Source organism: Pseudomonas sp. PDM17 (assembly GCF_014851985.1).
Classification (GTDB): domain Bacteria; phylum Pseudomonadota; class Gammaproteobacteria; order Pseudomonadales; family Pseudomonadaceae; genus Pseudomonas.
Map to the genome: position 1 here is coordinate 280,374 of NZ_JACVAT010000004.1, position 19,303 is coordinate 299,676.

Consider the following 19,303-nt stretch of genomic DNA (forward strand, 5'->3'; position numbering starts at 1 on the left):
CACGGAGTTGCCGCGGAACAACGGATGTCCATGCGCCACAAGACCAAGAAGCCTCGCACCGTCTCTGCCCCCGCTCCCGCCGCCGCGCAGCCCGAAGGGTTCCGTCGCGCCTGGCTCGCCGTCGTCGTCGGGGCACTGCTCCTGGCGACCATCGGTGCATGGATCTGGGTCGAACAGGACAGCGGCGTCCAACTGCCCAGCGGCCATCCCCCCATTCCGACCACCACGGCGAAGCCTCCTGCACCGACACCCGCGGCGCAAACCGCGACGCTGGTGGATGAAGCCGCCTGCAGCGGCTGCCACCAGTCGCAGATCAAAGACTGGCAGGGCTCCCATCACCAGCAGGCGATGAAACCGGCCACCGAAGGCAACGTCCTGGGCGACTTCGCCAATGTCACCTTCAAGGGCGAGACCGAGACCAGCCGCTTCTTCCGCAAGGACGGCGAGTACTGGGTCAACACCCCCGGCGCCGACGGCAAGCCGGCGGATTTCAAGGTCGCCTACACCTTCGGCTTCGAACCGCTGCAGCAGTATCTGCTGGCGTATCCGGGTGGCCGCCTGCAGGCCCTCGGCGTCGCCTGGGATAGCCGCAAGCACCAGTGGTTCCAGCTGATGCCCGGCCAGCGCATCGACTTCAAGGACGAGCTGCACTGGACCCGCCCCGCGCAGAACGCCAACTTCATGTGCGTCGAGTGCCACACCACCGGTTTCAAGCGCGACTACGATGCGAAGACCGACAGCTTCGCCAGCCACTGGAACAGCCTTGGCGTCGGCTGCCAGGCCTGCCACGGCCCGGCGTCCAAGCACCTGGAATGGGCACAGAAGCCCGACGGTAACGCCGCCAGGGGCTTCGATGTGCCGCTGCAGAACGCCAGCCAGAGCACCATCGTCGAGACCTGCGCACGCTGCCACGCACGCCGCGCGCCACTGGGCGACGGCTACCAGAACAACCACCGTTTCATGGACGATTACCTGCCCAGCACCCTGACCCGCGAGCTCTACGAGATCGACGGCAAGATCAAGGACGAGGTCTTCGAGTGGGGCTCCTTTACCCAGAGCAAGATGTTCGCCAAGGGCGTGCAGTGCACCGACTGCCACAATCCCCACAGCGGCGAGCTGAAGGCGCCGGGCAACGGCGTCTGCCTGCAGTGCCACAACACCGCCGGCAAGGCGGTGCGTCCGCAGATCGACGGCAAGGGCCTGCAGGCGAAGAACTACGACTCCCCCGAACACACCCACCACCAGCCCGGCACCCCTGGCGCGCAGTGCACGTCCTGCCACATGCCTGGGCGCTACTACATGGTCAACGACTACCGCCACGACCATGGCTTCACCCTGCCCGATCCCGCGCACGCAAGGCACATCGGCGCACCGGACGCCTGCCTGGCCTGCCACAAGGACACCCCGGCGAAGAAGATCAGCGACCAGTTCCGCCAGTGGTACGCCAGCGAGCTGCCGGCCAAGGCCAACGCCTCCAGCAATCCCGTCCCGCGCTATGACGACACCCTGTGGAAAGCCCGCAATGGCAAGCCCGGTGCCTCCCGCGCGCTGCATCTGCTGCTGGCCGACGCCAGCCTGCCGGCGATCCGCCGCGCTACGCTGATGGCCGAGCTGCCCAGCTATCCCAGCCAGCGTTCGCTGGAACTGGCCGCACTGGCCCTGAAGGATGCCGACCCGCAGGTACGTACCGCCGCCATCAACGTGCTCCTGCCGCTCGCCAACGGCCCGCAGCAGGGCCTGGTGCTGCCGACGCTGCTGGCGCCTCTGCTGGACGATCCGGTCCGTGCCGTGCGCATCGCTGCCGCCTGGCAACTGGCGCAGTTGCCGCCGCAGACCCGCGCCGGCCTCAACTCCGCGCTGGAGAAGGGCCTGGGCGAGTATGAAGAGGTGCAGAACGACCTGAGCGAACGCGCCGAGGCGAACCTCAACCTCGCCATGCTCTACCAGCGCACCAACCGCCCGGAAAAGGTGGAGCCCGCCCTGCGCGCCGCCATCGCGCGCAATCCGGCATTCCTGCCAGCCACGGTCACCCTGATCCAGTGGCTGGAGGCCAACGGGCGCCAGGACGACGCTCGGCAGTTGCTCGATGAAGCCCTGCGCCAGAACCCGGCGTCCGGGCTGCTGCATCACGTCAATGCCCTGTCCCTGGTCCGCCAGGGGCAGCGTCCGCAGGCCCTGAAAGAGCTGCGTGAAGCGGTACGCCTGGCTCCGGAGGACGACCAGTTCCGCTATGTGCTGGCCATCGCCCTGCATGACAGCGGAGATGCCGACGGCGCCTGCCATGAGCTGGAGACCCTGCTGCAGAAACACCCGGCCAATCGCGCGGCGCGCCTGGTACTGATCGATTATCTTCGCGAATCCGGGCAGTTCCAGAAGGTGCAGCAGTTCACGGCGGAGCTGGAGCAGCAAAACCCGGATGATCCCTCGCTCAAGCGCGAGTGATCGCTCCGGCGACAGATAGCTGCGAAGACAGGCAGCTTCGGTGACAGACATTTCCGACGACAGGAGGGAACCGCGGAAATTTCCGAAGCTCTGAGTGGCGCGCAATCACTCAAGGAACCATCATGCGTCGCCGTTTTGTCCCTGCTGTCGTAGCCCTCACCCTGCTCCCCCTCACCTGTGCCATGGCCGAAGATCGCGACTTCTGGCGTTCGGTCCTGACCTCCGGCGCCACCACCGCCTCGAGCTACCTGACCAGCCGTGACGATCACAAGCTGATCGGCCCGGCCCAGGACGATGCCGCCAGCTTCATCGCCACCGACGGCGCCATCCGCGGCCCCTACCTGGAAGCCACGCTGCAGCAGATGCGCAGCGCCGACCCGGCCCTGGCGCAAGCCAGCGACGCCGAACTGGCCTCGGCGATCCTCGCCGCCCAGCGCTGATCGACGCGGTCCGCGCGGGCGACCGCTCGCGCAGACCGTCGCAGGAAAGTTGGAACTCCCGCCAACCCACGCGCCTCTCACCTGTACACGGACCTTGCGGAGGTGTACCCGATGCGTACCGCGAAACTGGCCACGGCCTTTGCCCTGATTGCCCTGCCCGCCGCCTCGGCCATGGCCGACGGCGACTTCTGGCGCGACGTCATCTCGTCCGGCGCCACCACGGCGTCGACCTACCTGACCTTCAAGCACGACAAGCTGATCGTCGCCGCCCAGGACGATGCGAGCGCCTTCGTCGCCAGTGACGGCGCCATCCGCGGCCCCTACCTGGAAGCCGCCCTCACCCGCCTGCGCAGCGACGACGCCGCGCTGCAGGACCGCAGCGACATGGAGCTGGCCAACGCCATCCTCGTCCGCCGCGATGACGCACCCACCCAGTGACACCCACCGGCGCGGCCCGTGGCGTTCGCCACGAGCCACGCCAGGCGGTGCAGGCTGTGTTCTACTGACACTCCGCCTACGACACGGAGTGTCCCATGAACGATCCCATCCAGCCGCTGAAGATCACCCTGATCCTGCTGATCGTCAGTGAAGGTTTCTGGCTGCTCAGCCGCCTGCTCAGCGTGGTCGGCCTCGAGATCTACTCGCTGCTGCCCTCGGCCGTCTACAACCTGATCGGCATGCTCAGCAACGTACTGATGATCCTGCTGTTCGTCTTCCTGATCCGCCTGATCGGCCGCTTGCAGCTCAAGCCCTGAGTCCCGCCGCAGGCACCAGCGCCCCTCTCGAAAACGCGCCTGCCGCGAACGCCACGTTGCGCCGTCGAACGGTACGCAGGATTGGCGGAGCCTAAGCGATACCCATGCTGTCGGCGCGCGGCGGTTGATGGGTATCGCTGCGCTCCACACCATCCTACGCCGTGCCTCGGTCCGCAGCGGAATCAACCTGTAGGTGCGGACCATGCCAGCGATCGCGCGCATGGCGCGCTCCCACAGGGGAACGCCCGCGCTAAGGGTTTGCCTGTAGGAGCGAGCTTGCTCGCGAACCCGCCCAGCGCCTGCGCCGCCGAAAACTCCATTCGCGAGCAAGCTCGCTCCTACGAAAAGCCCAATGAAAAAGCCGCCCGAAGGCGGCTATTTCGTTCATCGCACAGTCACTTCAGCGCACGGCTCACTCGCGGTAATCGTCCACCGGCACGCAGGCGCAGAACAGGTTGCGGTCGCCGTAGACGTTGTCCACGCGGTTCACCGCCGGCCAGTACTTGAAGGCGCGGGTGTGCTCGGTCGGGGTCACTGCTTCGGCGATCTGGTAGGGGCGGTCCCACAGCCCGGTGACGTCCGCCAGGGTGTGCGGAGCGCGCTTGAGCGGGTTGTCCTCGGCCGGCCATTCGCCGGTCTCGACCTTAGCGATCTCCGCGCGGATCGACAGCATCGCCTCGATGAAGCGGTCCAACTCGTGCTTGGACTCGCTCTCGGTGGGCTCCACCATCAGTGTGCCCGGTACCGGGAAGGACATGGTCGGCGCGTGGAAGCCGTAATCCATCAGGCGCTTGGCCACGTCTTCCTCGCTGATCCCGGTCTGCGCCTTGAGCGGGCGCAGGTCGAGGATGCACTCGTGGGCGACCCGCTCGTTGCGGCCGCGGTAGAGCACCGGGAAGGCGCCATCGAGCTGCTGGGCCAGGTAGTTGGCATTGAGGATCGCCACTTCGGTGGCGTCAGCCAGCTGCGGGCCCATCATGGCGATGTACATCCAGCTGATCGGCAGGATGCTCGCGCTGCCCCAGGGCGCGGCGCTCACCGCGCCGTTCAGCGGGTTCGGGCCTTCGATGCGGATCACCGGGTGGTTGGCGACGAAGGGCGCGAGGTGCTTCTTCACGCCGATCGGGCCCATGCCCGGGCCGCCACCGCCGTGGGGAATGCAGAAGGTCTTGTGCAGGTTCATGTGCGACACGTCGGCGCCGATGTCCGCCGGGCGCGCCAGGCCCACCTGGGCGTTGAGGTTGGCGCCGTCCATGTAGACCTGGCCGCCGTGGCCGTGGATGACCTCGCAGATTTCGCGGATGCCTTCCTCGTACACGCCGTGGGTCGACGGGTAGGTGATCATCAGGCAGGACAGCTGCTCGCCGGCTTCGGCGGCCTTGCGTTTTAGGTCCTCCATGTCGACGTTGCCGCCCTTGTCGCACTCGACGATGACCACGCGCATGCTCGCCATGATCGCCGAGGCCGGGTTGGTGCCGTGGGCCGAGGACGGGATCAGGCAGATGTTGCGGTGCGCGTCGCCACGGCTCTCGTGGTACTTGCGGATCGCCAGCAGGCCAGCGTACTCGCCTTGCGCGCCGGAGTTGGGCTGCATGCAGATGGCGTCGAAGCCGGTGATCGCGCAGAGCCAGCTTTCCAGCTCCTCGATCATCAGGCGGTAGCCCTCGGCCTGCTCACGCGGCACGAAGGGGTGCAGGCTGGCGAACTCCGGCCAGGTGATCGGGATCATCTCGCTGGTGGCGTTGAGCTTCATGGTGCAGGAGCCCAGCGGGATCATCGACTGGTTCAGCGCCAGATCCTTGCCCTCGAGCTGGCGCAAGTAGCGCAGCATCTCGGTTTCGCTGTGATGGCGGTTGAACACCGGGTGGTTCAGGTAGTCGCTGCTGCGCTGCAGGGCGGCGGGGATGCCGTCGGCAACCTTGCCGGCGTCGAGCTGGGCGACGTCCAGGCCGTGGCCGGCACCGAGGACAATGTCGAACAGGCTGGCGAGGGTGTCGGCGCTGCTGGTTTCGTCCAGGCTCACGCCCAGGCGGTCTTCGCCGACGATGCGCAGGTTCACGCGGGCGGCGCGGGCGCGCTCGACGATGGCCTGCTGCTGGGCGCCGACGTCCAGGGTCAGGGTGTCGAAGAAGTGCTGGTTGACGACCTTCACGCCCTTGGCGGTCAGGCCGGCAGCCAGCACGGAGGTCAGCCGGTGCACGCGCTGGGCGATGCGCTTGAGGCCCTGCGGGCCGTGGTAGACGGCGTACAGGCTGGCGATGTTGGCCAGCAGCACCTGCGAGGTGCAGACGTTGGAGTTGGCCTTCTCGCGACGGATGTGCTGCTCGCGGGTCTGCAGTGCCATACGCAGCGCGGTGTTACCACGGGCGTCCTTGGACACACCGATGATGCGGCCCGGCATGGCGCGCTTGTAATCGTCGCGGCAGGCGAAGAACGCCGCGTGCGGGCCGCCGTAGCCCATGGGCACGCCAAAGCGCTGGGCGCTGCCCAGGACCACGTCGGCGCCCAGCTCGCCCGGCGGGGTGAGCAGCAGCAGCGCGAGCAGGTCGCTGGCGACGCAGGCGATGGCCTGCTGGGCGTGCAGCGCGTCGATCACCGCGCGCAGGTCACGGATTTCGCCACGGGTGTCCGGGTACTGCAGCAGTGCGCCGAACACCGTGTGCTGGCCGAGGTTGTCTACCTCGTCGACCACCACGTCGAAGCCGAAGGCTTCGGCACGGGTCTGCACCACGGAGATGGTCTGCGGGTGGCAGTTGACGTCGACGAAGAACAGGTTGCTCTTGGCCTTGGCCACGCGCTTGGCCAGGGCCATCGCTTCGGCGGCGGCGGTGGCCTCGTCGAGCAGCGAGGCGCTGGCGAGGTCCAGGCCGGTGAGGTCGATGGTCATCTGCTGGAAGTTCAGCAGGGATTCGAGACGACCCTGGGCGATCTCCGGCTGGTACGGGGTGTAGGCGGTGTACCAGCCCGGGTTCTCCAGCACGTTGCGCAGGATCACTGTCGGGGTCAGGGTGCCGTAGTAGCCGGTGCCGATCAGGCTGGTCCACAGCTCGTTCTTGCCCGCATAGCCCTTCAGCTTGGCCAGCGCGCCCTGTTCGTCGAGGGCGGTCGGCAGGTCCAGCGGCCGGTTCAGGCGGATCGCCGGCGGCACCGTCTGCACGATCAGGTCGTCGCGGTTGCCGAGCCCGAGGGTGTCGAGCATGGCTTGCTGCTCGGCGGCGTCGGGGCCCAGGTGGCGGGCGAGGAAGGCATCAGGCTGGTGCAGCTGGGAAAGCGAAGGGGTGTTCGACATGGCCACGGTCTCGAAAGGTCGGTCCGTAAAAAAGAACAGGCCCCGACGAGTCGAGGCCTGTGTTTACAGCAGTGTCTTACGCGTCGGCGTCGCTGGCAGCGCGGTAGCCGGCGGCGTCGAGGAGCTTGTCCAGCTCGGCCGGGTTGCTCGGCTTGAGCTTGAAGAACCAGGAACCGTACGGGTCGTTGTTCACTTCTTCGGGGGTGTCGGCCAGCACGTCGTTGACGGCGATGACTTCGCCGCCCACCGGGGCATAGATGTCCGAGGCGGCCTTCACCGACTCGACCACACCGGCTTCCTGGCCGGCGGCGAGGGTCTTGCCCACTTCCGGCAGTTCGACGAAGACCACGTCGCCCAGGGCTTCCTGGGCGTGGTCGGAGATGCCCACGGTCACGGTACCGTCGGCTTCCAGGCGCGCCCACTCATGGCTGGCGGCGTAACGCAGGTCGGCGGGGATATTGCTCATGTTGTTTTTCCTCGGTGACTGGGCGACGGGCGGCGGTGCCGCCCTATTCAAGTTAGATCATGCAATTTAGATCAGGGCTTTGCCATGACGCACGAAATTCGGCTGAACGACGCGAACCGGGTACCACTTGCCACGGATCTCCACCTCGGCGCGGTCGCCGGTGGCCGCCGGCACGCGGGCCAGGGCGATGGATTTGCCCAGCGTCGGGGAGAAGCTGCCGCTGGTGATCTCGCCATCGCCGACACCGGCGACGCGCACGACCTGGTGGGCGCGCAGCACGCCGCGCTCTTCCAGCACCAGACCGACCAGCTTGGGCGTATCGCCCGCGGCTTTCTGCGCTTCCAGGGCCTTGCGGCCGATGAAGTCGCGCTCGGCCGGCTCCCAGGCGATGGTCCAGCCCATGTTGGCGGCCAGCGGGGAGATGTCTTCGTCCATGTCCTGGCCGTACAGGTTCATCCCGGCTTCCAGGCGCAGGGTGTCGCGCGCGCCCAGGCCCGCCGGGGCAATGCCGGCGCCGACCAGTTCGTTGAGGAAGCCCGGCGCCTCGGCGGCCGGCAGCATGATTTCCAGGCCATCCTCGCCGGTATAGCCGGTGCGGGCGATGAACCAATCACCGTCGGCCTTGCCCTGGAAGGGCTTGAGTTCGCGGATCAGCGCGGCGCGCGAAGGGGTGACCAGCTCGGCGGTCTTCTCGCGGGCATTCGGGCCCTGCACGGCCAGCATGGCGAGGTCCGCGCGCTCGGTCAGGGTGACGTCGAAGCCTTCGGTATGGGCCTGCATCCAGGCCATGTCCTTGTCGCGGGTGGAGGCGTTGACCACCACGCGGTAGCCGTACACGCCGAGGTAGACGATCAGGTCGTCGACCACCCCGCCACGGTCGTTGAGCATGCCGCTGTACAGCGCCTTGCCCGGGGTTTGCAGTCGTTCGACGTCGTTGGCCAGGAGTCGTTGCAGGTATTCCTTCGCCTGCGGACCGGTGACGTCGACCACGGTCATGTGGGAAACGTCGAACACGCCGCAATCGCGACGTACCTGGTGGTGCTCTTCGACTTGCGAACCGTAGTGCAACGGCATGTCCCAACCGCCGAAATCGACGATCTTGGCGCCGAGGGCGACGTGCAAATCATAGAGCGGCGTGCGCTGTCCCATGGGTGTTCTCCTTCCGGGCGAGGCGGGTGCGGAGCGCGAGTACGGCCCGCACGAAACGCGCGCATTGTAGTCGCATGGCAGGACTCTGGACAGCTTGTCCGACGGCCGATTCTCAGGGCCGCGAAGAACCGCTCTGGCGCGCGGATCGACGGATCAGGCCGATCACCGGGAACAACCCCACCAGCACTAGCGTCAGAGCAGGCAGCGCGGCACGCGCCCACTCGCCCTCGCTGGTCATCTCGAAGACGCGCACGGCCAGGGTGTCCCAGCCGAACGGGCGCATGAGCAAGGTCGCCGGCATCTCCTTGAGCACGTCGACGAACACCAGCAGCGCGGCGCTCAGCGCCCCCGGCAGCAGCAGCGGCAGGTAGACGCGAAAGAACAGGCCGGCACCACCGACACCCAGGCTGCGGGAAGCTTCCGGAAGCGACGGGCGAATTCTCGCCAACGCACCCTCCAGCGGGTTGTAGGCCACCGCCATGAAGCGGATCAGGTAGGCCACCAGCAGCGCCCCGAGGCTGCCCAGCAGCAGCGGCTTGCCGGCGCCGCCCATGGCGCTGGAGAGCGGGATCACCGCGTGATTATCGAGCCAGCTGAAAGCCAGCATGATCGCCACCGCCAGCACCGAGCCGGGCAGCGCATAGCCAAGGTTGGAGATACCCACCGCCGAGCGCACTGCCGGCGTCGTCGACAGCCGCCGGGCGAAGGCCAGCAGCAGCGCCACGGCCACCGTCAGCACCGCCGCGAAGCCCCCCAGGTAGAGGCTGTGCAGGATCAGGCCCCAGTAGCGCTCATCGAGGTCGAACCGGCCCTTCTGCCAGACCCAGACCACCAGCTGCAGCACCGGAATGACGAAGGCGCAGGCGAACACCAGCAGGCACCAGGCGCTGGCGGCGAAGGCCTTCCAGCCGTGCAGCCTGTAAAGCGCCGCGCCGCGCGGACGCTCGTTGGGCACGCCGCTGCGGCCACGGCTATAGCGCTCGCCCAGCAGCACCAGCATGACGAACAGCAGCAGCAGGCTGGCCAGCTGGGTAGCGCTGGAGAGACTGTAGAAGCCGTACCAGGTCTTGTAGACAGCAGTGGTGAAGGTATCGAAGTTGAACACCGACACGGTGCCGAAATCCGCCAGGGTCTCCATGATCGCCAGCGCCAGCCCGGCGCCGATGGCCGGCCGGGCCATCGGCAGGGCGACGCGCCAGAAGGCCGCCAGCGGCGACAACCCGAGCACCCGCGCCGCTTCCATGAGCCCGCGTCCCTGGGCGAGGAAGGCGGTTCGCGCGAGCAGGTAGACATACGGATAGAAGACCAGCACCAGCACCGTGATAACGCCGCCGGTGGAGCGTACGCGCGGCAGCCGCAGGCCGCTGCCGAACCACTCGCGCAGCAGCGTCTGCACGGGGCCGGAGAAGTCCAGCAGACCGACGAAGACAAACGCCAGCACATAGGCCGGCACCGCGAAGGGCAACATCAGCGCCCAGTCCAGCCAGCGCCGGCCGGGGAATTCGCAGAGGCTGGTGAGCCAGGCCAGGCTGACGCCCAGCACGGTCACGCCAACGCCCACGCCGGCCACCAGCACCAGGGTATTGCCCAGCAGGCGCGTCATCTGGGTTTCCCACAGGTGCGACCAGATTTCGCGGTCGATCTGGGCCCAGCTCAGCAGCAGGACGCTGATGGGCAGCAGGACCAGGGCGGCGACGGCGAAAGTGATGGGGTACCAGCGGTTGGCGCGCATGCGTTGGGTGTTTCCAGAACATCAGGGGGTCGTGGGAAGTGCCGCCGGGCTGCCGTCGGAAATTTCCCTCATTGAAATCGAATTCGCCCGATCCTCACCTGGCAGGGATAAAGCGCAAGGTACAGCGGTCGAATCGGCCACTCTGCCACCGCCGTCCCCAAGGAAAAAGTCCCATGTCGTCACTCTGCCGCCTGTCCGGCCTGCTGCTGTTGCCGCTCTGCAGCCTGGCCCTGGCCGACGAACCCACCCCTGTCGAATCCTGCCTGGCCATGGCCATCGGCAAGGTCGCCGCGGACCCGCAGCTGCAGGAGCGCTGGCAGCAGACCTGGATCGAGCCGGGCTCGATCCGCGAGGAAGCCTATGAAGGCTCGGTCGACGGTCAGACGGCGAGCAAGCGGCTGGTCGCGCAACTGCGTCGGGGCGAGCAGTCCGACGGCGAATTCATCTGCCTGCTGAGCGGTGAGGGCAAGGCACTCTCCGTCAGCCATTCGGACGATGCCGGCGCCCGTTGAGGCGCCGGATTCCGGTCAGTTCCAGCCGGCGCGATCCATCAGCTTGATCGCTTCGGCCTGACGCTTGCCGGCGATTTCCACCGGGATGCTGTCGGCCTTGAACTCACCCCAGGCCGCCACTTCCTGCGACGGCGCCACTTTCGGGTTGGCCGGGAATTCCTGGTTGATGCCGGCGAACAGCGACTGGGCGTCCGGCCCGGTCATCCACTCCACCAGCTTCTTCGCGGCTTCCGGGTGCGGCGCATGCTTGGTCAGGCCGATGCCCGACAGGTTGACGTGCACGCCACGGTCGCCCTGGTTCGGCCAGAACAGCTTCACCGGCAGCTGCGGATTGTCCTTGTGCATCCGGCCGTAGTAGTAGGTGTTGACGATGCCGACGTCGCACTGGCCGGCGGCGATGGCCTGCAGCAGCGCGTTGTCGTCGGAGAACACGTCGGTCGCCAGGTTGTTCACCCAGCCCTTGAGGATTTCCTCGGTCTTTTCGGCGCCATGGGTCTCGATCAGGGTCGCGGTCAACGACTGGTTGTAGACCTTCTTCGCGGTGCGCAGGCACAGGCGGCCTTCCCACTTCGCATCGGCCAGCTTTTCGTAGGTCGACAGTTCCTCGGGCTTCACCCGCTGGGTCGAATAGGCGATGGTCCGTGCGCGCAGCGACAGGCCGGTCCAGCTGTCGGTGCCGGAGCGATACTGCGGCGGGATGTTGGCATCCAGGGTCGGCGAATCGAAAGGCTGCAGGATGCCCATCTTCTCGGCCTGCCAGAGGTTGCCGGCATCGACGGTGAGCAGCAGGTCGGCCGGGGTGTTGGCGCCTTCGGCCTTGATCCGCGCCATCAGCGGCGCTTCCTTGTCGGTGATGAACTTGATCTTCACCCCGGTCTTCTCGGTGTAGGCGTCGAACACCGGCTTGATCAGTTCGTCGATGCGCGAGGAGTAGACCACCACTTCGTCGGCGGCCTGGGCGGTGCTACCGAGGGCGGCCAGCAGGAGGGTGGCGAGAAGACCTTTGCGCGCGAGCATGGGCGTGTCCTTTACGGGAAAGATATCCCTCAAATGATAAGGAACCTCATTTGCTAACGAGCCGCGTGATTGTGTCGGGGTGTTTCGATGGGGTGCGGTCTGGGGTCGCGGGCGCCCTGATCACACCCGCGCCAGATTCGGCAAGTCCCCCGACAGCCCCAGCGCCTGGCGCACGAACACGCCCTTGGCCTCATGGTGCTTGTCCACCAGGCGCAGCCCGGCGTTGCGCAACCAGCGCACCGCCAGCGGGTCGGCCTGGAACAGGCGCTGGAAGCCTTCCATCGCCGCCATCATCGCCAGGTTGTGCGGCATACGGCGACGCTCGTAGCGGCTCAGCACACGTTCCTCGGCAATGTTCTCGCCACGGGCGTGGGCATGCTCGAGCACCTCGGCGAGCACCGCGGCATCCAGGAAGCCCAGGTTCACGCCCTGCCCGGCCAGCGGGTGGATGGTGTGCGCGGCGTCGCCGATCAGCACCAGCCCCGGCTCCACGTAGCGCTTGGCGTGGCGCTGGCGCAGCGGGATGCACAGGCGGCGGTCGGCATGCTCGATGGCGCCCAGGCGCTGCTCGAAAGCGAGGCCCAGAGCCTTGCAGAAGCCTTCGTCGTCCAGCGCCATGAGCTTTTCCGCCTGCTCCGGGGTGGTCGACCAGACGATCGAGCACCAGTGTGCGTCGCCCTCTTTCGCCAGCGGCAGAAAGGCCAGCGGGCCGTCGTCGGTGAAACGCTGCCAGGCGGTGGCCTGGTGCGGCTTCTCGCAGCGCACGCTGGTGACGATGGCGTGGTGCAGGTAATCCCACTCGCGGGTGGCGCAGCCGGCCAGGCGGCGTACCGCGGAGTTGGCGCCGTCGGCGGCAACCACCAGGGGTGTGCGGATTTCGCGGCCGTCGGAAAGGCTCAGCAGCCAGTCGTCGCCGGAGTGGCGCAGCTGCTCCAGGCGCGCATTGGGCAGCAGGCCGAGGGCGGAGTCATGCAGACGCTCCAGCAGGGCGTCCTGTACCACGCGGTTTTCGACGATGTGGCCGAGCATCTCGGCATGCACGCTGGCGGCGCTGAAGTGGATCTGCCCGGTCCCCGAGCCGTCCCACACCTGCATCTCGCAGTAGGGCTCGGCGCGCCGTGCGGCGATGCCGTCCCAGGCATGCAGGCGCTGGAGGATGCGCCGGCTGGCCTCGGACAGCGCACTGACGCGCGGTTCGAAGGGCGCTTCGCGGTCGAACGGCTTGACGCTCAGCGGCGAGCCGTCGAGCAGCAGGATATCCAGCCCGCTGCCTTCCAGGGCCAGGGCCAGCGCGCTACCGACCATTCCCGCCCCGACGATAACCAGATCCGCGTGCATGTGCGTTCCTTCTTCAGCGGCCCGCGCAGCAACTGCGCGGGCATCGAAATTCAAGCGGCCTGCCGCGCGCGCGGCTTGAGCCGGACGTACAGGGTCTTCTGCACCCGCGCCACCAGGGTGCCTTCGCCGTCACGCACTTCAGCGTGCAGGCGCGGCAGGTATTTCTCGCCCGTGGCGGTCTGCTCGCGGATGTCGTCGAGCAGGTGCTGGTCGATACGGAAATCGGCATACACCGGCCCCTTGCCGGGGCTGACGAATTCGATGTTGGCAGCCTTGTCCCAGACGATGTAGTCGCGCCCCAGGTTCTCCATCAGCATCAGCATGAAGAACGGGTCGGTCATGCTGTACAGGCTGCCGCCGAACTGCGTGCCGACGTAATTGCGGTTGAACAGGTTCAGGCCCATCTTCACGCGGATCTCGCGAAAATCCGCGCTGATGTGACGCACTCGCACTCCGGCGCCGAGGTACGGCGGGTAGAGGTTCAGGCCGATGCGCAGCAGGCGGGCGCGGTGCGGGCTCTTGCGTGCTTGCATCGACTCAGACCGGTCGGGCGCCCAGGCCCATGGCCTGGCGGGCGAACCAGCGCTTGGCCGGTGGCAGCAGGTCGAGGCCGAGCAGGCCGATGTTGCGGCCGGTGGCCAGCAACGGCTGGGCATTGGAGAACAGGCGGGTGACGCGGTCGGAGAAACCGACAGTCATTTGCTGGTCCAGGCGCTGGCCATCCAGGTAGCGCTGCAGCACGGCGAAATCGCCCGGCGCGGCCTCTTCCTGCAACAGGCAATCGCCCAGGGCCTTGGCATCGCGCAGCGACAGGTTGAAGCCCTGCCCGGCAATCGGGTGCAGGCTGTGGGCGGCGTTGCCCAACACGACGAGGTGCGGGCGAATCTGCTCGTCGGCCTCGGTCAGGCTCAGCGGGTAGCCATAGCGCACGCCAACCTGGCGCAAGGTGCCCAGGCGATAGCCAAAGGCGTCCTGCAGTTCGGCCAGGAAGGCCGCGTCGGACAGCTCGCGCAGGCGCTCGGCGTCACTGCCGTTGCGGGTCCAGACCAGCGCGCAGCGGTTTTCTGGTAGCGGCAGCAGGGCCAGCGGGCCGTTTTCGGTGAAGCGTTCGAAGGCCTGCCCGCGATGGGCCTCGGACGGGCTGATGTTGGCGATCAGCGCGGTCTGCCCGTAGGACGAGGAGCGCACGTTGATGCCCAGTTGCTCGCGCAGGCCGGAGCGGCCGCCGTCGGCCAGCACGGCGAGGTCGCAGTCCAGCTGCGAGTCGTCGTCCAGGGTCAGGCGGTAGCCGTCGCCCAGTGCATCCATCCGGCGCACTTCGGCCGGGCAGCGCCAGCTCACCACTTCCGGGTCGAGCGCATGCCACAGGCACTGGCCGAGCCAGGCGTTCTCCACCACGTAGCCGAGGGCGGGAACGCCCTCTTCCACCGCCGTCAGGCGCGCGGCGCCGAAGCGGCCGCGGTCGGAGACGTGGATCTGGGTGATGGGTTCGGCGCGCTGCGATATCTGTTGCCAGAGCCCCAGGCGCTCGTAGATCTGCCGGCTGCCGAAGGACAGCGCCGAGGAACGCGCGTCATAGCTGGGCTGGTAGGCATCGCCAGGGGCGAAGGGCTCGATCAGCACGATCTGCCAGCCGCGCGCGCGGGCACCGGCCTGGAGGATCAGCGCAAGGCTTGCGCCGACGAGCCCGCCACCGATGATGGCCAGTTGCGTACGTTGCATGTCAGGCGGCCTGGGCCTTGGCCTCGGCCATCAGCGCTTCGATCTCAGCGACGGTTTTCGGCACGCCGTTGGTCAGCAATTCGCAACCAGTTTTCGTCACGACCACATCGTCCTCGATGCGTACGCCAATGCCGCGCCACTTCTTCGGCACGTCGGTGTTGTCCGGGGAGATGTAGATGCCCGGCTCGACGGTCATCGCCATGCCCGGTTCGAGCACGCGCCACTCGCCGCCGACGCGGTACTCGCCGACATCGTGCACGTCCATGCCCAGCCAGTGGCCGGCACGGTGCATGTAGAAGGCCTTGTAGGCTTCGCGCTCGATCAGCTCGTCGACGTCGCCCTTGAGCAGGCCCAGCTCCACCAGGCCGGCGGTGATGACCCGCACGGTGGCCTCGTGGGCTTCATTCCAGTGGCGGCCCGGAGCGATGTAGTCGAAGGCCGCCATGTTGGCATCCAGCACCAGCTGGTAGATGGCCTTCTGCTCGGGGCTGAAGGTGCCGCTGGCGGGGAAGGTGCGGGTGATGTCGCTGGCGTAGCAGTCGATCTCGCAGCCGGCGTCGATCAGGATCAGGTCGCCGTCCTTGATCTGCGCGTCGTTCTCCCGGTAGTGCAGGATGCAGGCGTTGCGGCCGGTGGCGACGATGGAGCCGTAGGCCGGCATCTTCGCGCCGCCCAGGCGGAAGGCGTATTCCAGCTCGGCCTCCAGGTGGAACTCGTAGAGGCCCGGACGGCAGGCCTGCATGGCGCGGATGTGCGCACCGGCGGAGACTTCCGCGGCATAGCGCATCACCTTCACCTCGCCGGCGCTCTTGTACAGGCGCTGGTCGTGCAGCAGGTGGTCGAGGGCGACGAATTCGTTTGGCGGCTGCGCGCCCTGGCGCGCCTTGGAGCGGATCACGTTGATCCAGTCCATCAGCCGGCGGTCAAATTCCTGGTTGGCGCCCAGCGCGTAGTACACGCGGTCGCGGCCCTCGATCAGGCCGGGAAGGATGTCGTCGATATCGCCGATGGGGAAGGCATCGTCGGCGCCGAAAGTGCCGATGGCACCGTCCTGGCCGGCGCGCAGGCCGTCCCAGAGCTCACGCTCCGGATCGCGTTCGCGGCAGAACAGCACGTACTCGCCATGCTCGCGGCCGGGGATCAGCGCCATCACCGCTTCCGGCTCGGGGAAGCCGGTGAGGTACTGGAAATCGCTGTCCTGGCGGTAGACGTGCTCGACGTCGCGGTTGCGGATGTACATCGGCGCCGCCGGGAGAATGGCGATGCTGTTGGGTTCCATCTGCGCCATCAGCGCCTTGCGACGACGGGCGTATTCCGACTTGGCGATACGGATCATGCGCGACCTCAATGCAGGGAGGGTTTCTCGGCCGGTGCCGGCACCTTGCCGAATTCGGAGAACAGCAGCAGCGGGGCGACGCGCAGGTATTCCTGCACTTCCATGTAGTCGGCCTCGCCGTCTTCGGATTCTTCCAGCTGGCCGCCGACCTGGGCGATAGCGGCGATGTCCTGCAGCACTTCATCGGCTTCGTCCGACAGGCTGGGGGAGCGCAGCGCCAGGCCGAAGCCGGCGAGGAAGCCCTGGCACCACTGGCCCAGGGCCACGGCGCGATCGGCCAGCGGCGCGTCGTCGTTGGGCAGCATCAGCACCACGGCCATCTCGCCCTGGCTGAAGTCCTGCTGGACCATGCCCAGCAGGCCACCCAGCGCCGCGCCCAGACGTTCGCCCGGTTCGCCGCCGAGCAGCTCACCGGCGGCCTGCAGCCATTCGCCCTGGTCAAAGCCAGACCCGGCGCAGACACGGCCGAGCAGGTGGCCGTGCAGTTCGGCGGGGGAAATGGGCAGGGCAGCCTCGGCGAGCAGGGCGGCGAAGGCGGTATAGGCGGAGCTGGAAGTGGACATGATCGAACCCGGGTGACGGCTAGGCGCCATCAGGCGCCGCGCATAGAATATGGTCCGTTATCCTAGCACCGGCGCACACCGCAAGACCATGTGACGACGCGCCGGGCAGCCGTGCGTTGACCCACCCCCACGGCAGTCCTATATAGTTCTCGATTACTTAAGCAACTCCCAAGCGAGAGCCCATGGAAGACGCCGACCTGCACGCGCTGATCGCCAAGTTCGACCTGCTGCTCCAGCGCCTGGAACAGCTAAAGGCCGAGAACCGGCTGCTGCGGGCGAACGAGAAAAGCTGGCGGGAAGAACGCGCCCATCTGATCGAGAAGAACGATTTGGCTCGGCAGAAGGTCGAAGCGATGATTTTGCGTCTTAAAGCCCTGGAGCAGGACTCATGAGCCAGTCGAATACCCTGAACGTCCAAATCCTCGACAAGGAGTACTGCATCGCGTGCCCTGCGGACGAGCGCGTCAACCTGGAAAGCGCCGCGCGCTATCTGGACAGCAAGATGCGCGAGATCCGTTCCAGCGGCAAAGTGATCGGTGCCGACCGCGTCGCGGTCATGGCGGCCCTGAACATCACCCACGACCTGCTGCACAAGCAGGAGCGCGTGGAGCACGACAGCGGCTCCACCCGTGAACGCGTGCGCGAATTGCTCGAGCGCGTGGATCGCGCCCTGACCACAGACACCCCTACCACCGATAAAGACCAGGGTGAAGTCTGACCAGGGAAATTTCCTTGGGGTATAATCGCCTCGCTCCCTGGTGTGTTTGCCAGTCGGTGATGTCCCTGAGCCGATAATTGCAACAACGGGGGTTGCCAGTTGGGCTGGTGTGCATGTCCGCACGACGGAAAGCCTTAAAGCCTACTGCAACCACCACCTTGAACTCTCGGGTTCAAGGGCTAACCCGACAGCGGCATGTCCGGGGAGCTTTACCCTTCCATGATTCACTCCGATGGTCTTCCCCGCCCTGCCCTGCGCCGCCAGCTGCGCCAGGCCAGACGCGCGCTCACTCCCCTTCAGCAACGTCTCGCCGCCCAGGCCCTGTATCGCCAGCTCGCGCAGCATCCGCTTTTCCGCCGGGCGAAGCACATCGCCCTGTACCTGCCGGCTGACGGCGAAATCGACCCGCGCCCGCTGATGAAGGCTGCGCAGAAGCGCGGCAAGGCGACCTACTTGCCGGTGCTCTCCGACTGGCCGCGCACGCACATGACCTTCCAGCAGGTAGGCATCGGCGAGCGCTGGGTACCCAACCGCTTCAACATCGCCGAACCGCAGGCCGACCGCGGGCGCCAGCGTCCGGCCTGGGCGCTGGACCTGCTGCTGCTACCGCTGGTCGGTTTTGATCCACAAGGCGGCCGTCTCGGAATGGGCAAGGGGTTCTACGACCGGACCCTGGCCTACCTGGGCATGCGCAAAAATTGGCAGAAACCGACATTATTGGGCCTGGCGCACGAGTGCCAGAAGGTCGACAAGCTGGAGCTGGCGAGCTGGGATGTGCCGCTGATGGGCATAGTGACGGACGGCGGCTGGTATGGCCGTCTCGCGACGGAATCGCGTTCCTTGCGATAACCGTGGCGGCAGCAGTCCCCTGGATCAGGGCTGCTGGGTGACCTGCACCGGGGCGTTGCCCTGGCGTTGTTCCCACAGGCTCTGGGTGTAACCGGTAGTGACGACACCCAGACCGAAAAGTATTACCAACACCCACAAAAGATCAGGCTTGCGTTTCATCGATTGCCTCCCCCTTCCAGGCAAACTGTCAACGATGGCCGGCGGTGGTTTTTTTATCCGTCCGGCAGGCCAAGCTAAAAACGGCGGCATTCTCCGACAATGAAAAGCTTCTCGCAATTCTGACGCCAACCGATCGTCGGAGGAGCAGTCGCCCCCAAAACTTCCGGCACTTTCAGGCAATGTTCATGCCGGGATTCCTACATCTTCTTCCTACAATTTGTTTCCGGCGATCCGGCAGCTTGTCGCAGGGAAACGCCTGCCCGCCTACCCTTAGCCAAATCAGAAAAAGATCATTACCCGCCACGCACAAGGAGACCCTCGCGGATGGCACGCGCTTACTGGCTGATGAAATCCGAGCCCGACGAACTCTCGATCCACGACCTGCAGCGCCTGAAAACGGCGCGCTGGGACGGCGTGCGCAATTACCAGGCACGCAACTTCATGCGCAGCATGCAGCCGGGCGACCTGTTCTTCTTCTACCACTCCAGCTGCCCCGAGCCGGGCATCGCCGGCATCGCGCAGATCGACGGCGAGCCGTACCCCGACCCGACCGCGCTCGACCCGAAAAGCCACTACCACGACCCCAAGGCCAGCGATGAGAAGAACCCCTGGACGGCCCGCGACGTGACCTTCGTCGAGGCCTTCCGCTCGGTGTTGCCGCTGGGCACGCTCAAGGCTCAGGCCGGACTGGAAGAGATGCCCCTGGTGCAAAAGGGCAGCCGCCTGTCGGTGATGCCGGTCACTGCCGAACAGTGGGCGATCGTCGTCGGCCTGGCGCACAAGTAGAGGCACTGTGCTATTAGGTTACTGAAGCCC

20 protein-coding genes and 1 other RNA gene are annotated in these 19,303 nt (G+C 66.7%); 10 read left to right on the forward strand and 11 right to left on the reverse strand.

Annotated elements, in window-relative coordinates; genetic code table 11:
* The first annotated feature begins 24 nt into the window (after positions 1-24).
* The 4 genes from IB256_RS15505 (at position 25) to IB256_RS15520 (ending at position 3,637) form a co-directional block, all read left to right on the forward strand.
* Entirely contained in the window at positions 25-2,442 is a 2,418-nt protein-coding gene (locus IB256_RS15505; RefSeq protein WP_192293873.1) for a tetratricopeptide repeat protein, read from the forward strand.
* A gap of 122 nt (positions 2,443-2,564) precedes the next feature.
* Positions 2,565-2,882, forward strand: coding sequence for a DUF2388 domain-containing protein (locus IB256_RS15510; protein WP_045213099.1), 318 nt, complete (start codon positions 2,565-2,567; stop codon positions 2,880-2,882).
* Positions 2,883-2,993: 111 nt separating this feature from the next.
* Positions 2,994-3,320 carry a DUF2388 domain-containing protein gene (locus tag IB256_RS15515; RefSeq protein WP_138213164.1) on the forward strand — a complete coding sequence of 109 codons (327 nt, stop codon included), beginning with the start codon at positions 2,994-2,996 and terminating at the stop codon, positions 3,318-3,320.
* Positions 3,321-3,415: 95 nt separating this feature from the next.
* Complete coding sequence (locus tag IB256_RS15520) at positions 3,416-3,637, forward strand: hypothetical protein (RefSeq protein WP_081519540.1); 222 nt, start codon at positions 3,416-3,418, stop codon at positions 3,635-3,637.
* A gap of 412 nt (positions 3,638-4,049) precedes the next feature.
* On the opposite strand, the gene gcvP is transcribed toward IB256_RS15520, so the two are convergent.
* The 4 genes from gcvP to IB256_RS15540 form a co-directional block, all read right to left on the reverse strand.
* Complete coding sequence (gene gcvP / locus IB256_RS15525) at positions 4,050-6,926, reverse strand: aminomethyl-transferring glycine dehydrogenase (protein ID WP_192293874.1); 2,877 nt, start codon at positions 6,924-6,926, stop codon at positions 4,050-4,052.
* 76 nt (positions 6,927-7,002) lie between these two features.
* Positions 7,003-7,392 carry a glycine cleavage system protein GcvH gene (gene gcvH / locus IB256_RS15530; RefSeq protein WP_045213109.1) on the reverse strand — a complete coding sequence of 130 codons (390 nt, stop codon included), beginning with the start codon at positions 7,390-7,392 and terminating at the stop codon, positions 7,003-7,005.
* Between the two features lie 66 nt (positions 7,393-7,458).
* Positions 7,459-8,541: a glycine cleavage system aminomethyltransferase GcvT gene (gene gcvT, locus IB256_RS15535; protein ID WP_192403167.1), complete on the reverse strand. Its 1,083-nt coding sequence runs from the start codon at positions 8,539-8,541 to the stop codon at positions 7,459-7,461.
* Between the two features lie 112 nt (positions 8,542-8,653).
* Positions 8,654-10,273, reverse strand: coding sequence for an ABC transporter permease (locus tag IB256_RS15540; protein WP_192403169.1), 1,620 nt, complete (start codon positions 10,271-10,273; stop codon positions 8,654-8,656).
* A 173-nt stretch (positions 10,274-10,446) separates the two neighbouring features.
* On the opposite strand from IB256_RS15540, the gene IB256_RS15545 reads away from it, so the two are divergent.
* Positions 10,447-10,785, forward strand: a complete 339-nt coding sequence (locus tag IB256_RS15545) for a hypothetical protein (protein WP_081519536.1) — start codon at positions 10,447-10,449, stop codon at positions 10,783-10,785.
* Positions 10,786-10,800: 15 nt separating this feature from the next.
* On the opposite strand, the gene IB256_RS15550 is transcribed toward IB256_RS15545, so the two are convergent.
* The 6 genes from IB256_RS15550 to IB256_RS15575 all read right to left on the reverse strand — a co-directional run bounded on the left by IB256_RS15550 (position 10,801) and on the right by IB256_RS15575 (position 16,761).
* A complete protein-coding gene (locus IB256_RS15550) occupies positions 10,801-11,802 on the reverse strand; it encodes an extracellular solute-binding protein (protein WP_192403171.1) in 1,002 nt (333 codons plus the stop codon).
* A 120-nt stretch (positions 11,803-11,922) separates the two neighbouring features.
* On the reverse strand, positions 11,923-13,140 hold the full coding sequence (locus tag IB256_RS15555; protein ID WP_192293880.1) for a 2-octaprenyl-3-methyl-6-methoxy-1,4-benzoquinol hydroxylase: 1,218 nt from the start codon (positions 13,138-13,140) through the stop codon (positions 11,923-11,925).
* Between the two features lie 50 nt (positions 13,141-13,190).
* Positions 13,191-13,673 carry a DUF4442 domain-containing protein gene (locus tag IB256_RS15560; protein WP_081519533.1) on the reverse strand — a complete coding sequence of 161 codons (483 nt, stop codon included), beginning with the start codon at positions 13,671-13,673 and terminating at the stop codon, positions 13,191-13,193.
* A gap of 4 nt (positions 13,674-13,677) precedes the next feature.
* Complete coding sequence (gene ubiH, locus IB256_RS15565; RefSeq protein ID WP_151189020.1) at positions 13,678-14,862, reverse strand: 2-octaprenyl-6-methoxyphenyl hydroxylase; 1,185 nt, start codon at positions 14,860-14,862, stop codon at positions 13,678-13,680.
* Position 14,863: 1 nt separating this feature from the next.
* Entirely contained in the window at positions 14,864-16,198 is a 1,335-nt protein-coding gene (gene pepP, locus IB256_RS15570; protein WP_192403173.1) for a Xaa-Pro aminopeptidase, read from the reverse strand.
* Positions 16,199-16,206: 8 nt separating this feature from the next.
* Entirely contained in the window at positions 16,207-16,761 is a 555-nt protein-coding gene (locus IB256_RS15575; RefSeq protein ID WP_192293887.1) for a UPF0149 family protein, read from the reverse strand.
* 182 nt (positions 16,762-16,943) lie between these two features.
* On the opposite strand from IB256_RS15575, the gene IB256_RS15580 reads away from it, so the two are divergent.
* From IB256_RS15580 to IB256_RS15595, 4 genes are all read left to right on the forward strand, one after another.
* Entirely contained in the window at positions 16,944-17,153 is a 210-nt protein-coding gene (locus IB256_RS15580; RefSeq protein ID WP_017521390.1) for a TIGR02449 family protein, read from the forward strand.
* A complete protein-coding gene (locus IB256_RS15585) occupies positions 17,150-17,479 on the forward strand; it encodes a cell division protein ZapA (protein WP_045213134.1) in 330 nt (109 codons plus the stop codon). Before IB256_RS15580 ends, IB256_RS15585 begins: the two co-directional genes overlap by 4 nt.
* 31 nt (positions 17,480-17,510) lie before the next feature.
* A non-coding RNA gene (gene ssrS, locus IB256_RS15590) (6S RNA) lies at positions 17,511-17,689 on the forward strand.
* A 9-nt stretch (positions 17,690-17,698) separates the two neighbouring features.
* Positions 17,699-18,328: a 5-formyltetrahydrofolate cyclo-ligase gene (locus tag IB256_RS15595; protein ID WP_192293889.1), complete on the forward strand. Its 630-nt coding sequence runs from the start codon at positions 17,699-17,701 to the stop codon at positions 18,326-18,328.
* A gap of 24 nt (positions 18,329-18,352) precedes the next feature.
* On the opposite strand, the gene IB256_RS30785 is transcribed toward IB256_RS15595, so the two are convergent.
* Positions 18,353-18,487 (reverse strand): hypothetical protein, encoded by a 135-nt coding sequence (locus IB256_RS30785; RefSeq protein WP_128082560.1) that lies wholly within the window; start codon positions 18,485-18,487, stop codon positions 18,353-18,355.
* Between the two features lie 324 nt (positions 18,488-18,811).
* Here IB256_RS30785 and IB256_RS15600 point away from each other — a divergent pair, with 324 nt between their 5' ends.
* The gene (locus IB256_RS15600; protein WP_192293896.1) at positions 18,812-19,273 is read left to right on the forward strand and encodes an EVE domain-containing protein; all 462 of its coding nucleotides are present in this window, start codon (positions 18,812-18,814) and stop codon (positions 19,271-19,273) included.
* The last annotated feature ends 30 nt before the right edge of the window (positions 19,274-19,303 follow it).